Source organism: Bradyrhizobium sp. BR 10261, assembly GCF_019455395.1.
Lineage (GTDB): Bacteria > Pseudomonadota > Alphaproteobacteria > Rhizobiales > Xanthobacteraceae > Bradyrhizobium > Bradyrhizobium manausense.
Genome location: NZ_JACOFQ010000050.1, coordinates 1 through 15,061, shown reverse-complemented (window position 1 = coordinate 15,061; position 15,061 = coordinate 1). Strand labels below are relative to the sequence as shown.

General features: G+C 64.7%; 11 protein-coding genes. 9 read left to right on the top strand and 2 right to left on the bottom strand.

Annotation, left to right across the window (positions count from 1 at the left end):
- Positions 1–4 precede the first annotated feature (4 nt).
- The 8 genes from murB (at position 5) to recN (ending at position 10,746) form a co-directional block, all read left to right on the top strand.
- Positions 5–925, top strand: a complete 921-nt coding sequence (gene murB, locus HYH07_RS34715; RefSeq protein ID WP_220006679.1) for a UDP-N-acetylmuramate dehydrogenase — start codon at positions 5–7, stop codon at positions 923–925.
- A gap of 96 nt (positions 926–1,021) precedes the next feature.
- Positions 1,022–2,008 (top strand): D-alanine--D-alanine ligase, encoded by a 987-nt coding sequence (locus HYH07_RS34710; RefSeq protein WP_220006678.1) that lies wholly within the window; start codon positions 1,022–1,024, stop codon positions 2,006–2,008.
- Positions 2,009–2,356: 348 nt separating this feature from the next.
- Positions 2,357–3,373 (top strand): cell division protein FtsQ/DivIB, encoded by a 1,017-nt coding sequence (locus HYH07_RS34705; protein ID WP_220006677.1) that lies wholly within the window; start codon positions 2,357–2,359, stop codon positions 3,371–3,373.
- Entirely contained in the window at positions 3,370–4,692 is a 1,323-nt protein-coding gene (ftsA, locus tag HYH07_RS34700; protein ID WP_220006676.1) for a cell division protein FtsA, read from the top strand. Before HYH07_RS34705 ends, ftsA begins: the two co-directional genes overlap by 4 nt.
- 87 nt (positions 4,693–4,779) lie before the next feature.
- Complete coding sequence (ftsZ, locus tag HYH07_RS34695) at positions 4,780–6,573, top strand: cell division protein FtsZ (protein WP_220006675.1); 1,794 nt, start codon at positions 4,780–4,782, stop codon at positions 6,571–6,573.
- A gap of 362 nt (positions 6,574–6,935) precedes the next feature.
- The gene (gene lpxC, locus HYH07_RS34690; protein ID WP_220006674.1) at positions 6,936–7,898 is read left to right on the top strand and encodes a UDP-3-O-acyl-N-acetylglucosamine deacetylase; all 963 of its coding nucleotides are present in this window, start codon (positions 6,936–6,938) and stop codon (positions 7,896–7,898) included.
- A 262-nt stretch (positions 7,899–8,160) separates the two neighbouring features.
- Entirely contained in the window at positions 8,161–9,048 is an 888-nt protein-coding gene (locus tag HYH07_RS34685; protein WP_220006673.1) for an outer membrane protein assembly factor BamD, read from the top strand.
- A 24-nt stretch (positions 9,049–9,072) separates the two neighbouring features.
- Positions 9,073–10,746 carry a DNA repair protein RecN gene (gene recN / locus HYH07_RS34680; RefSeq protein WP_220006672.1) on the top strand — a complete coding sequence of 558 codons (1,674 nt, stop codon included), beginning with the start codon at positions 9,073–9,075 and terminating at the stop codon, positions 10,744–10,746.
- A 92-nt stretch (positions 10,747–10,838) separates the two neighbouring features.
- On the opposite strand, the gene HYH07_RS34675 is transcribed toward recN, so the two are convergent.
- On the bottom strand, positions 10,839–11,126 hold the full coding sequence (locus HYH07_RS34675; protein ID WP_220006671.1) for a GIY-YIG nuclease family protein: 288 nt from the start codon (positions 11,124–11,126) through the stop codon (positions 10,839–10,841).
- Positions 11,127–11,247: 121 nt separating this feature from the next.
- On the opposite strand from HYH07_RS34675, the gene ligA reads away from it, so the two are divergent.
- Positions 11,248–13,395 carry an NAD-dependent DNA ligase LigA gene (gene ligA, locus HYH07_RS34670; protein ID WP_220006670.1) on the top strand — a complete coding sequence of 716 codons (2,148 nt, stop codon included), beginning with the start codon at positions 11,248–11,250 and terminating at the stop codon, positions 13,393–13,395.
- A 156-nt stretch (positions 13,396–13,551) separates the two neighbouring features.
- On the opposite strand, the gene HYH07_RS34665 is transcribed toward ligA, so the two are convergent.
- Positions 13,552–14,832, bottom strand: a complete 1,281-nt coding sequence (locus tag HYH07_RS34665) for a multidrug effflux MFS transporter (protein WP_220006669.1) — start codon at positions 14,830–14,832, stop codon at positions 13,552–13,554.
- Positions 14,833–15,061 lie beyond the last annotated feature (229 nt).

The following is a 15,061-nucleotide window of genomic DNA, read 5'->3' as shown; positions in this document are numbered from 1 at the left end:
ATAGGTGAGCTTCCCCGACATCACCCCCTCACTCAAAGCCGCGATGCCGGATCTTCGCGGCCGGTTGCTGGCGAACCAGTCGCTGGCCGAGCTCACCTGGTTTCGCGTCGGCGGTCCGGCGCAGGTGCTGTTCACGCCGTCGGATGAGGATGACCTCGCTTACTTCCTCGCGCATCTGGCCAGCGACATTCCGGTCTATGTCGTTGGTGTCGGCTCCAACCTGATCGTGCGCGACGGCGGCATCGCGGGTGTGGTGATCCGCCTCGCGCCACGCGCCTTTGGCGAGGCCACCGCGAGCGGCGATACCGTCACCGCCGGTGCGGCTGCGCTCGACAAGCGCGTCGCGGAGGTCGCGGCCGGTGCCAATATCGGCGGGCTCGAATTCTTCTTTGGCATTCCCGGCACGATCGGCGGCGCGCTGCGGATGAATGCCGGCGCAAATGGCGGCGAGACCAAGGACGTGCTGATCGAGGCCACCGGCATCGCTCGCGACGGCACCAGGCACGTCTTCTCCAACGCCGACATGAAATTCATCTATCGCAGCAGCGGCGTCGATCCTTCCATCATCTTCACCTCGGCGCGTTTCCGCGGCGAGATCAGGGATGCAGAGGCGATCCGCGCGCGGATGGCGGAGGTGCAGAGCCACCGCGAGAGCGCGCAGCCGATCCGCGAAAAGACCGGCGGCTCGACCTTCAAGAATCCGCCCGGCCATTCAGCCTGGAAGCTGGTCGATGCGGCCGGCTGCCGCGGCCTGCGGGTCGGCGGCGCCCAGGTCTCCGAGATGCACTGCAATTTTCTGATCAACACCGGCGATGCCACCGCGCACGACATCGAGACGCTCGGAGAAACCGTGCGCGAACGGGTCAAGGCGAGCTCCGGAATTGAGCTGCAGTGGGAAATCAAGCGGATCGGTATCCCTATTTAACGGTCATTCCGGGGCGCGCGGAGCGCGAACCCGGAATCTCGAGATTCCGGGTCTGGTGCTTGCGCACCATCCCGGAATGACGAAATGCGAGGAAACATGCGCATCACCATCCTCTTCGGCGGCTCCAACCGCGAACGTCTGGTTTCCGTGGCATCAGCCCAGGCGCTGCATCAGGCATTGCCTGAGGCCGATCTCTGGTTCTGGGACGTCGAGGACAAGGTGCATGTCGTGCAGTCGAAGCAGCTGCTCGAGCATGCCCGTCCGTTCGAGGACGAGTTCAAGCCCGGCACGCGTGGCATTCCGCTTCTGCAGGCGCTCGACCAGGCCAGGGTGGAGGACCGTGTTCTCGTGCTGAGCCTGCATGGCGGAAGCGCCGAGAACGGCGAATTGCAGGTGATGTGCGAGACGCGCGGCGTGCCCTTCACCGGCTCCGGCTCGGCCTCCTCGCATCTCGCCTTCGACAAGATCGCGGCCAAGCGCTTTGCCGCGATCGGCGGCGTGACGCCGCCTGCGGGCATCGCGCTCGAGAACATCGACGACGCCTTCGCCGAATACGGCAAGCTGATCGCAAAGCCGGCGCGCGACGGCTCGAGCTATGGCCTGATCTTCGTCAACGCCGAGCAGGATCTCGTCGCCGTCCGCAACGCCGCCAAGCACGAAGAATATGTGATCGAGCCCTACATCGCAGGCATCGAGGCGACCTGCGGCGTGCTGGAGCGGCTGGATGGATCGATCATCTCGCTGCCGCCGATCGAGATCATTCCGGGCGAGGGCAGTTTCGACTACGCCGCAAAGTATCTGCTGTCGACGACCCAGGAGATCTGCCCCGGCCGCTTTACGCCCGAAATCACCGCCGCGCTCAAAGAGCAGGCGATGCTGGCGCATCGGGCGATGTCCTGCACCGGCTATTCCCGCTCCGACTTCATCGTCTCGGAGAAGGGGCTGGTCTATCTCGAAACCAACACGCTGCCCGGGCTGACCAAGTCCTCGCTCTACCCCAAGGCGCTGAAAGCCGAGGGCATAGCATTCGTCGACTTCCTCCGCGGCCTGATCGAGCTCGCCGAGCGGCGGGTGCGGAAATAATTAGGATTGGTTAATGGCCGGACCGGCCAAAACGCCCGGTTTGGTGTCCAAAGCCGGTAAAATGCCGGACATCGTGGCGCAACTGCCTCACTTGCCTGGGCAAAAAGCATCCCGCGTTAACGAATTTTACCTTTTGTTTACCAGGACGTCCGAAGGTTAACGCTGGCGGCGCATATGGCGTTTTGGCTGCCGGCGCGTGAGCCGTTTCGGATTGTTCCCGATCGGTAAACGCTTTGAAGGGGAGCGGTTTCTTCTGCCTGAGACCATCACCCGGCCCGGCACGTCCGAGACGTCATGTTCGCCAGGACCCGCGCAATGTCGTGGGCAAACTGTTGACGAGCTCGTGCAATGGATGGAGCAGGAAGCCTCACCCGATCGTTTATGAGATCGCTGAGGCCCCAAGCTGACCTGAAGGCGGCCGCTATCGGAGCGGTCGTGCTTTTGCGCGAGTGGGTGCAAGATAAACGCGCCGAGAAGCGCATCGCCCTCAAGCAGAAAACCAGGCCCAAGGTCGTCGTCGAGCGTGAGCCGCCGCCGCGCCTGGTGGCGCTGGTCGAGCGCTACCTGCCGCGGCGGGTCGGGATCACCATGACCGTGCTGCTGCTGATCGGCAGCTGCGGTCTCGGCATCGTCAAGGGCGGCCATCTCCAGGATTTCATCACCGCGGTCAGCGATGCGCGCAACGCCATGGCCAATTCGGCCGGCTTCCGCATCACCTCGGTCGTGATCAACGGCCGCAAGCAGCTCAGCCAGGACGAGATCCTCGCGATCGGCGGCGTCAGCGGCCGGTCCTCGCTGCTGTTCCTCGATGCCGACGAGGTCCGCGACAAGCTCAAGGCCAATCCCTGGATCGCGGATGCGACCGTGCTGAAGCTCTATCCGGGCCAGCTCATGATCGAGATCACCGAGCGCAAGGCGTTCGCGCTGTGGCAGGAGGCCGGCCGGCTCTCCGTCATCGCCGACGACGGCGCGCTGCTCGAGCCCTATGTCTCGCGCCGGTTCCTGTCGCTGCCGCTCGTGGTCGGCAAGGGCGCCGACACCCAGGCACGCGACTTCCTGGCGCTGCTGGCGCGCTATCCGCAGGTGAATTCGGTGACCAAGGCCGCGATCTATGTCGGTGAGCGGCGCTGGAACCTGAGGCTGAAGGACGGCCTCGACGTCCGCCTGCCGGAGCAGGACGTCGGCAACGCACTTGCCGCGCTCTCCAAGCTCGACAAGGACGAGCGCCTGTTCTCGAAGGACATCGTCGCGATCGACATGCGCCTGCCTGACCGTCTGGTGGTGCAGCTGTCCGACGACGCCGCCAAGGCGCGCGAGGATCTGTTCAAGGACAAGAAGAAAAAGAAGGCCGGGGACGCCGCATGACCGGTCTTGATCGCACCCAGACGCCGAAGACGCGCCCGATGCCGCACAAGCGCGGCGGCCTCGTTGCCTGCCTCGACATCGGCACCAGCAAGATCGCCTGCATGATCGCGCGGCTGAAGCCGTCGGCGCCGAGCGAAGCCCTGCAAGGCCGCACCCATGCGGTGGAACTGATCGGCTACAGCCAGATCCAGTCGCGCGGCATGAAGGCCGGCGCGGTGATCGATCTCGCCGAATGCGAGCAGTCGGTGCGCCAGGCCGTCGGGCTTGCCGAGAAAATGGCCAAGGTGCGGGTCGAGTCCGTGCTGCTGTCCGTCTCCGGCGGGAGGCTTTCCGGCCAGCTCGTCGAAGCTGCAGCCGATATCCGCGGCGGCGCGGTGACGCCGGCCGATGTCAGCCGCGTCACCTCCACCGGCATGCGTCACGCCACCGGCGAGGGCCGCACCGTGCTGCATGCGCTGCCGGTCGGCTACACGCTCGACGGCGTCAAGGGCATCCGCGATCCCCGCGGCATGGTCGCGCATCAATTCGGCGTCGACATGAATGTCGTCACCTGCGATGCCACCGTGGCGCGGAATCTGATGCTGGCGGTGGAACGCTGCCACATCAATGTCGAAGCCATGGCAGCGAGCCCCTATGTGGCCGGCCTGTCGGTGCTGACCGACGACGAGGCCGATCTCGGCGCCGCCGTGATCGAGATGGGCGCGGGCACCACCACGATCGCGGTCTATTCCGGCGGCCGCTTCGTGCACGCGGCCGGATTTGCGGTCGGCGGGCAACACATCACGATGGATCTTGCGCGCGGACTCTCGGCGACCATTGCCGATGCCGAGCGAATCAAGACGTTATACGGCACCGTCATCACCGGCGGATCGGACTCGCGTGAGCTGATGTCTGTACCGACGGCCGGTGAGGACCAGGATCTGCCGCAGATCGTTTCGCGCGCCACTATCGCCAACATCGTCAAGCATCGTGCCGAGGAAGTCTTCGAAATGGTTCGGGACAAGCTGAAGGATTCGCCCTTCGCGGCAGAGCCCAAGGGCCGTGTCGTGCTCTCGGGCGGCGCCTCGCAGCTGACCGGCCTCGTCGAGCTTGGAACGCAAATTCTCGGCCGGCCCGTGCGGGTCGGACGTCCGCTCGGTTTTGGCCGGCTGCCCAACGAGGCGAAGAACCCCGCGTTTGCGGTGCCGGCCGGACTTCTCGTCTACCCGCAATATGTTCACCTCGAACATGTCGAACCGCGGCATACGCGGCAGCAGGTCAAGACAGGGACCGGCGGCTATTTTGGAAAGGTCGGACGATGGCTACGCGAGGGCTTTTGATGACCGCTTTCCGCAAATGTCTGATTTCACCAACTCCCGCGGCCGCAGGCCGGGGCGAACCCACGCGCGCGTGATCGAGAGGCAAACATGACCATCAGCATCAACGTTCCTGATATTCACGAGTTGAAGCCCCGCATCACCGTGTTCGGCGTCGGCGGCGCCGGTGGCAACGCCGTCAACAACATGATCACGGCGGGCCTGCAGGGCGTCGATTTCGTGGTCGCCAACACCGACGCGCAGGCGCTGACGATGTCGAAGGCGCAGCGCATCGTGCAGATGGGCACGGCGGTAACGCAAGGGCTGGGCGCAGGTTCGCAGCCGAACGTCGGCGCTGCGGCTGCTGAAGAAGTGATCGACGAGCTGCGCGATCATCTCTCTGGCGCCAACATGGTGTTCGTCACCGCCGGCATGGGCGGCGGCACCGGCACCGGCGCTGCCCCCGTCATTGCCAAGACCGCCCGCGACATGGGCATCCTCACCGTCGGCGTCGTCACCAAGCCGTTCCACTTCGAGGGCGGCCGCCGCATGCGCACCGCCGAGGCCGGCATTGCCGAGCTGCACAAGGTGGTCGACACGCTTCTGATCATTCCGAACCAGAACCTGTTCCGGGTTGCCAACGAGAAGACCACCTTCGCCGACGCCTTTGCCATGGCCGATCAGGTGCTCTACTCGGGCGTCGCCTGCATCACCGACCTGATGGTCAAGGAAGGCCTGATCAACCTCGACTTCGCCGACGTGAGAGCGGTGATGAGGGAAATGGGCAAGGCGATGATGGGCACGGGCGAGGCCAGCGGCGACAAGCGCGCGCTGACCGCTGCTGAAGCTGCGATCGCCAACCCGCTAATCGACGATTCCTCGATGAAGGGTGCCAAGGGTCTGCTGATCTCGATCACCGGCGGCAAGGACCTGACCCTGTTCGAGGTCGACGAAGCCGCGACCCGCATCCGCGAGGAGGTCGACCAGGACGCCAACATCATCGTCGGCGCCACTTTCGACGAAGCGCTCGACGGCCTGATCCGCGTCTCGGTCGTTGCCACCGGCATCGAGCAGGCCGCGATCGCCCGCAACAGCCAGGCGACCTCCGCCCCGGTCGCGAACGCCGCGCCGCAGCAGCTGCAGCAGGCCCCCGCGGCTCCCGCCGCTGCTGCCGAGAGCCGTCTTGCCGATCTCACCGCGCGGCTTCGCGCCGACAATCAGCGCCTGGCCGAGCGTGCCCAGAAGATGGAAGCGCAGATCCCGGCCGCCGCACCGGTTGCGGCCGCGCCCGCCGCCGCCCGTCCCAATGTCGAGCGTGCGGCGCTCGCCGCCATCGCAGCGGCCGTTTCCGAAGTCCCGCCCGCGCCGCAGACCTATGGCGACGTCACCGTGCGTCCGATCGCGCAGAAGCCCACGCTGTTTCCGGAAGCCGAGCAGGCCCCGCTTGCCATCCAGGAGCCAATGACGCCGGAAACCTTCATCCCGCCGCAGGCCGAGCGTGCGCCGCCTCGCGCGCCCCGGATGCCGCGCCTCGACGAACTGCCGATGCCGGCCCAGGCCGAGCTGCGTCAGGCCCGTGGCGAGGTGGAAGAAGAGGCGCCCCAGAAGACCCGCCTGTCGCTGCTCCAGCGCCTCGCCAATGTCGGCCTCGGCCGTCGCGACGAGGAAACCGAGGCTCCGATCGCCGCCCGCACGGCTGGTCCCGCGATACCGGCGCTGCCCGAGCGCAAGCCGCAGCGGTCGGTGGCGCAGCAAATCGCCGCCAACGAGCCGGTCTCGGAGTACGCCCGCCGGCCCGCGCCGCAGGGTCTCGACGCCCATGGCCGCCCGGCACCTGTTGCGCCGGCGCCACAGGGAGACGACCATCTTGATATCCCGGCCTTCCTGCGGCGGCAGGCAACCTGAGAATTGTTACAGTAAGGCAGACGCAAAAAGGCCCCGGCGGGAAGCTTGCCGGGGCCTTTCCTTTTTCCCCCTGCATGTCCGGATTTCATCTTCAAGCAACTGATTTTAAATCATTAATTACCTGTTGGGTGGTTCAGTAAAGCTGCTCATAACGACCCCAAAGCGAGGTGCAATTTGGTTAAGCCTTGGCGCGAATACGGCGGGTTTGGGGTAACAATCGGTAAAAAAGCGTGAGTTGGCGCTGTTTAGGGCAGTGACTATGGTTTGGCGTGACTTGGGGATACGGAGATTCGAACGGTCGATCTCGGTCGATCAATCGGCTCTCGTATAAGTCGCAATGGGTCGTAGTGGGGCGGTTCCTGATGAAGTTTAGCCGGCAAACAACGCTTCGTGCGCAAGCCACCGTGGCCGGCGTCGGCGTTCATTCCGGTCTTCCGGTTACCCTCACGCTTGGACCTGCACCTGTGGACGCAGGTCTTATTTTTGTCCGTACCGGCCTTGAGGGAAGTGACCGCGAGATTCAGGCGACCGCCGATCAGGTGGTGGCAACGGATTTCGCGACGGTGCTCGGTGATCGCACTGGTCCACTGATCTCCACGGCCGAGCATGTGCTTGCTGCGCTGCGGGGTATGGGTGTCGACAACGCCATCATCGAAGTCGATGGTCCCGAAGTACCGATCATGGACGGCAGCGCTGCGGCCTTCATCGCAGCGATTGATCAGGCTGGCATCGTGACCCAGCCGGCCCAGCGCCGCTTCATCCAGGTTTTGAAGCCTGTCGCGGTCAAGATGGGCGACTCCTTCGGTGAGCTCCGGCCCTACGCCAATGGCTTCCGTGCCGAGGTCGAAATCGACTTCACCAATCCCGTCATCGGCCAGCAGAGCTATGGCTTCGACCTGAGCCCTGAGCGCTTCCGCCGCGAAGTCGGCCGCGCCCGGACCTTCGGTCTGATGGGCGATGTTGCCAAGCTCTGGGGCGCTGGCTACGCGCTCGGTGCCTCCTTCGAGAATACCGTCGTGTTTGACGAGGAGCGGCTGCTCAACACCGAGGGCCTGCGCTACGCCGACGAATGCGCCCGCCACAAGGTGCTGGATGCGATCGGCGATCTTGCGCTGGCTGGCCTGCCGCTGCTCGGCGCCTATCGCTCGGTGCGTGGCGGCCACAAGCTGAACCACGCCGTCCTGACCGCGCTGCTCGCCGACCGTACCGCATGGCGGGTGGTCGAGGGTGAGGCAGCTCGCCGCACCAGCCGGCCCGTGGTCGAGGTCGGTAGCGGTATCGTCGGCGGCCGGATCGCCGCGGCCTACGGGCCGGACGTGTCCTGAAGGGCAGTTGCGGCAGGCGGCCAAGCCTGCGGCAGGCAACTAGGCGGCGATTTCTCCGGGAAACTCCTGGTAACCATGATCGACTAGGATTGCGGCGTTTTCGCCTTAATCCGGGCGGAATGCCTGCCTATCCGATGGGTTAACGATCGTTTTTCGGTCACACCGACGTGGTCGCATGGCAGGCACCACGACACATTTCGCGCCCATGACGGGGATCATGGGCTGGCGGGCACCGCACCAAAGGGCGTCAGGTCTTAAATTCATGTCGGCACAGCGTATGACGCGCGGATTTCTGTTGGTCTCACCGCGAGCCCGTGGGCTGCTTCAAGCCGCTGCTCTCTTCCTGTTCGCATTGCCGCTGGCGGGTTGCGGCACCGGCGCGCTCTGGGACAAGTTCCTCAACAAGGACGACACCTTCGTCGAGGAGCCTGCCGACAAGATCTACAATGAGGGCTTGTACCTCATGAACGAAAAGAAGGACATGAAGGCGGCGAACAAGAAGTTCGAGGAGGTCGACCGCCAACATCCTTATTCCGACTGGGCGCGCAAATCGCTGCTGATGTCGGCCTATGCGTCCTACCAGGGCGGCGACTATGACAGCTGCATCGGCGCTGCGACCCGCTACATTACCCTGCATCCCGGCAGCCCGGACGCCGCCTACGCGCAATATCTGATCGCCGCCTCGCACTACGACCAGATCCCGGACATCAACCGCGATCAGGGCCGCACCGAGAAGGCGATCGCCTCGCTGGAAGAGGTGGTGCGCAAATATCCGAACTCCGAATATGCGACTTCCGCCAAGGCCAAGATCGAGGGCGCGCGCGACCAGCTCGCCGGCAAGGAGATGTCGGTCGGCCGCTACTATATGCAGAAGCGCGACTACACGGCCGCGATCAACCGCTACAAGGCCGTGGTGACGCAATATCAGACCACCCGGCATGTCGAGGAGGCGCTCTACCGCCTCACCGAGGCCTATATGTCGATCGGAATCGTCGGCGAGGCCCAGACGGCTGCCGCCGTGCTCGGCCACAATTTTCCTGACAGCCGCTGGTACAAGGACGCCTATAATCTTGTAAAATCCGGCGGTCTCGAGCCGAGCGAGAATCAGGGGTCCTGGATCAGCCAGACCTTCAAGAAGATTGGCCTTTAAGTCTCGGCTAGGAAATCTGGTTCCATGCTGGCGCGTCTGTCGATCCGTGACATCGTCCTGATCGAACGGCTCGATATCGAATTCGCCACCGGACTTGCGGTTTTGACCGGCGAGACCGGGGCGGGCAAATCCATCCTGCTCGATGCCTTCGCGTTGGCCCTCGGCGGCCGCGGTGACGCGGGTCTTGTGCGCCATGGCGCGGAGCAGGGGCAGGTGACCGCCGTGTTCGATATCCCGAAGAATCATCCCGCAACGAAGATCCTGGCCGAAAACGGGCTCGAAGATACCGGCGAAATGATCTTGCGTCGGGTCCAGCTCGCCGACGGCCGCACCCGCGCCTTCATCAACGACCAGGCGATCAGCGTGCAGACGCTGAAGGCGGTCGGCGCCGCCCTGGTCGAGATCCACGGCCAGCATGATGAACGGGCGCTGGTCGATGCCGCCACCCATCGCAGCCTGCTCGATGCCTTTGCCGGCCTCGAAAAGGACGTAGCTACCGTCGAAGCGCTCTGGGACGCGCGCCGGGCTGCCAACACCGAGCTGGAAGAGCATCGCGCCAGCATGGAGCGCGCCGCGCGCGAAGCCGACTATCTGCGCCATGCCTCGGACGAGCTGAGGCAGCTCGCGCCCAAGGACGGCGAGGAGACCTCGCTCGCTCATCGCCGCACCACCATGATGCAGGGCGAGAAGATCGCCTCCGATCTGCGCGAGGCGCAGGAGGTCGTCGGCGGCCACAACTCGCCGGTCGCGGCGCTGTCGGCTGCGGTGCGCCGGCTGGAGCGTCGTGGCGTCAATTCGCCGGCGCTGGTCGAGCCTGCTGTGAAGGCGATCGACATCGCGATCAATGCACTGGAGGAGGCCGACCAGCATCTCCTGGCCGCGCTCGCCGCGACCGATTTCGACCCGGCCGAGCTCGAACGCATCGAGGAGCGGTTGTTCGCTCTGCGCGCCGCCTCGCGCAAATATTCGACGCCGGTCGATGGCCTCGCCGCGCTCGCCGCCAAATACGCTGCCGATGTCGTGCTGATCGATGCCGGTGCCTCGCGCCTGAAGAAGCTGGAGCAGGCCGCGATCGAGGCCGACGCACGCTATGCTGCCGCTGCGAAAAACCTCTCCGCCGGCAGGCAGAAATCGGCCGAGAAGCTCAACAAGGCGGTCAACGCCGAGCTCGCGCCGCTCAAGCTCGAGCGCGCCAAATTCATCACCCAGGTCACGACGGACGAGGCCGCGCCGGGGCCGCAAGGCTTCGACCGCGTCGAGTTCTGGGTGCAGACCAATCCGGGCACCAAGCCGGGGCCTATGATGAAGGTCGCCTCCGGCGGCGAGCTCTCGCGCTTCCTGCTGGCGCTCAAGGTCGTGCTGTCCGACCGCGGCTCGGCACCGACCCTCGTGTTCGACGAGATCGACACCGGCGTCGGCGGCGCGGTCGCGGATGCGATCGGCGCGCGGCTGGCACGGCTCGCCGGCAAGGTTCAGGTGATGGCCGTGACCCACGCCCCGCAGGTCGCAGCCCGCGCCGACCAGCACCTGCTGATCTCCAAGGACGCCCTCGACAAGGGCAAGCGCGTCGCCACCCGCGTCAATGCGCTCGCCGCCGACCACCGCCGCGAGGAAATCGCCCGCATGCTCGCCGGCGCCGAGATCACGGCCGAAGCGCGGGCCGCCGCGGAGAGGTTGCTCAAGGCGGCGACGGCTTAGACCTCCACCGTCATTCCGGGGCGATGCGCAGCATCGAACCCGGAATCTCGAGATTCCGGGTTCGGCTCTTCGAGCCGCCCCGGAACGACGTCTCATTTGCAGATCGATTCGTAGAGATCATTCCAGTTCGGATTGTCCTTCTCGATAAGTTGGGTTTTCCAAACTCTCCTCCACTTCTTGAGTTCTTTCTCGCGCGATATTGCGGAGATTGGATCATCATAGGTCTCGAACCAAACTAGCTGCGTGATGTTGTATTTCTTCGTGAAGCCTGGCACGGCCTTGATTCGATGCTCGTAGACGCGGCGTACAAGGTCATTGGTAACGCCGACATAGATTGCTCCGTCCCGCCGGCTTGCTAGGATATAGACGTAGTACGCCATGATTTCCGAGCCCCTCCCAACAGTCATCCCGGGGCGCACGAAGTGCGAACCCGGAATCTCGAGGTTCCGGGTCTGGTCCTTCGGACCATCCCGGAACGACGAGCCACAACCTTAAGTAATAATGGCCAGAGCAGCAAAATCGAAACCGCTTCGCGACGTCACCGAGCTCACCAAGGCACAGGCCAAGGTCGAGCATATGCGGCTGTCGCTCGAGATCGAGGGGCACAACGAGCGCTATTATCAAGAGGACGCGCCCACCGTTACGGACGCCGAGTACGATGCCCTGCGTCAGCGCCTCAATGCGATCGAAAAGCGCTTTCCGGAATTCGTCAGTGCGGAGTCACCGTCGCAAAAGGTCGGCGCGGCGCCGTCAGGGCGCTTCAGGAAGGTGCAGCATTCCGTTCCGATGCTTTCGCTCGACAACGCGTTTGCCGAGGAGGACGTCCGCGACTTCGTTGGCCGCATCGTGCGCTTCCTCAAGCTCGACGACGACAAGATCAATTTTTCGGCCGAGCCCAAGATTGACGGCCTCTCGATGTCGCTGCGCTACGAGGGCGGCGAGCTTGTCACGGCGGCGACGCGCGGCGACGGCGCGGTCGGCGAGGACGTCACCGCCAATATCCGCACGCTCGAAGACGTGCCGCAGAAGCTGAAGGGCCGCAGCATCCCTGATATCTGCGAGGTCCGCGGCGAGGTCTACATGACCAAGAAGGCCTTCCTCGCGCTGAATGAGCGGCAGAAGGCGGCGGGCGACACCATCTTCGCCAACCCGCGCAATTCGGCCGCAGGCTCCCTGCGGCAGAAGGATCCGAGCATCACCGCCTCGCGTCCCCTCGGCTTCTTCGCCTACGCCTGGGGCGAGATGAGCGCGATGCCGGAGCAGACGCAGACCGGCATGATCCACTGGTTCGAGCGCTGCGGCTTCAAGACCAATCCGCTGACAAAACTCTGTCACTCCGTCGAGGAACTGATCGCGTTCCACCAGAGCATCGAGGAGCACCGCGCCGAGCTCGACTACGACATCGACGGCGTCGTCTACAAGGTCGATCGCATCGACTGGCAGGAGCGGCTGGGTTTCGTCTCGCGCACGCCGCGCTGGGGCATCGCACATAAATTCCCGGCGGAGCGAGCCATGACCGTGCTGCGCGACATCGAGATCCAGGTCGGCCGCACCGGCTCGTTCACGCCGGTCGGCAAGCTCGAGCCGGTCGGTGTCGGCGGCGTGATCGTGCAGAACGTCACCCTGCACAACGAGGACTACATCAAGGGCATCGGCAACAAGGGCGAGGTGCTGCGCGAGGGGCGCGACATCAGGATCGGCGATACCGTCGTGATCCAGCGCGCCGGCGACGTGATCCCGCAGGTCGTCGACGTCGTGCTCGACAAGCGGCCGAAGGGTGCGAAGGAATTCGCTTTCCCGAAGAAGTGCCCGTGCCCGCTGCATACCGACGTCGTGCGCGAGGAGACCGCGACGGGCGAAGAGGGTTCGCGCGCGCGCTGCACCGGCGAGTTTGCCTGCCCCTATCAGAAGATCGAGCACCTCAAGCTGTTCGTGTCGCGGCGCGCCTTCGATATCGACGGCCTCGGCGAGAAGCAGCTCCAGTATTTCTTCGATGAGGGCTGGGTGAAGGAGCCCGCCGACATCTTCACGCTGGAGAAGCGCAATTCCAAGCTCAAGCTCGAGGAGGTCGAGGGCTACGGCGCGACCTCGGTGCGCAATCTGTTCAGTGCCATCGAGAGCCGGCGCAGAATTGCGCTGGAGCGCTTCATCTATGCGCTCGGCATGCGCCATGTCGGCGAAACCACCGCGCTCGCGCTTGCGCGTGGCTACGGCTCCTGGGATGCCTTCCACGACGCCTGCCTCAAGGTCGCCAAGGGCGACGAGGAGGCAATGGCGGAGATGGACGCGCTCGACCAGATCGGCGATACCGTGATCAGGAGCATCGCCGATTATTTCGGCGAGAGCCACAACCGCGGCATCGTCGAGCGGCTGACCAAGGAAGTCGAGATCGTCGACGCCGAAAAGCCGAAGAGCAACTCGGCGGTCGCCGGCAAGACGGTGGTGTTCACGGGCTCGCTGGAGAAGATGACGCGGGATGAGGCCAAGGCCACCGCGGAGCGGCTTGGCGCCAAGGTCTCGGGCTCGGTGTCGAAGAAGACGGATCTCGTCGTCGCCGGCCCCGGCGCGGGCTCGAAGCTCGCGGACGCCAACAAGCATGGCATCAAGGTGCTGAGCGAAGATGAGTGGCTGGCGCTGATCGGGGAGTGAGTTGGGCGCGCTCCTGCCTCTCACTCCGCCGTCATCGCCCGGCTTGACCGGGCGATCCAGTACTCCGAGGCGGCTGTGGTAGAGTCGAGAAGCCGCGGCGTACTAGATCCCCCGCCTTCGCGGGGGATGACATCGCGATTATGGTCGCGCCGCTCCTCACATCATCCCGCTCTCTTCCTCCTCGGCCTGTTCGATCAATTCCTCGCTCACCATGACGTCCCGGCGCGGCACGACGAAGATCATCATGCAGGCGCAGAGCAGCGAGATCGCGAGCACGGCTGAGGTCAGCGGCAGGGTCGTTGCGGAATGGCCGCCGAGATAAGCGCCGAATTGCGACATCAGCGCACCGATGCCCTGCTGGAGAAAGCCCATCGCACCCGACGCGGTGCCGGCGGCCTCGGGGCGGACGCTGATGGCGCCCGCAGCAGAGTTCGCCATCACGAAGGCGTTGCCGACCATCACGATCATCTGCGTGCCGAACAGCCAGCTTGGAGCTTCGTTCCAGCCGGTGAAACTCCAGAGCAGATTCAGCAGGCTGCCGCAGAGTTGCAGGGCCAGCCCAAACCAGATCAGCTTCTCCAGCGAATGCCGCGGCGCAAAGCGCACGCAGAGCAGATTGCCGACGAGATACGCAAAGCCTGTTGTGGCGAACCACGCGCCGTATTCGGCACTGGTCCGGCCCATCTGCGTCACGACGATGTAGGGTCCGCCGCCGGCGAAGGTGAAGATGATCTGCGAGGCCAGCACCTGGCACATCACATAGCCGATGAAGGCGCGGCTCTTGATCAGGCTGCCGACGTCGCTGCGAAAGCCGCCGCTGCCGACCGCGCGGTCGCGGCGCGTTTCGGGCAGTGCGATTGCGATGCCGATTGCGACGGCAACCGCGCCGAAGGTGACGGCGTAGAAGATCGCGCGCCAGCCGAATGCGGTCTCGATCAGGCCGCCGGTCAGCGGCGAAACCATTTGTCCGATCATCAGGGCGGCAACCACGAGGCTGATCATCGAGGCGACACGGTCGCGTTCGTAGATGTCGCGGATGATGGCGCGGCTGATCACCATGCCGGAGGCGCCCCCGAGCGCCTGGAAGAAGCGCGCCGCGATCAGTTGCGGCAGGTCTTGCGCGAAGATGCAGGCGATGCTCGCCGCCACCATCAGCGCGAGGCCGCCAAGCAGAACCGGACGCCGGCCGAATCTGTCCGACAGCGGCCCCATGGTGAGCTGCGATAGCGCGATGCCGACCATGTAGAGCGATACCGTCATCTGCGCGATCGAGATGTCCCGCCCGAAATTCGTCGCCAGCACGGGCAGCGCCGGGACCAGGATGTAGAGCGAGATCGGCGCGATGCCGGTCATGACGACCAGCAGCAGCAACACCACGCGCGAGGTCGCGATGCTCTTCGTCGCCGTGTCCGGCGCCCTGCTGATCATGCCGTGCATGCGTGTCCATCTTTCGAAATCGAACCGGACTGTAGCGCGCTCGCGCAAGACGGATATCGGTGTTTCGGAATGCGGCTATACGGATTTTGGGACGGTTGGGATGAGGTACGATGGCGACCGATTGGGTGCGCTGCTTCTCCCAGACCACGGGTGTCATTCCCCGCGCAGGCGGGGAATCCAGTATTCCAGAGGCAGTCGTTTTATGCGGAGGGGCCGCGGCGTACTGGAT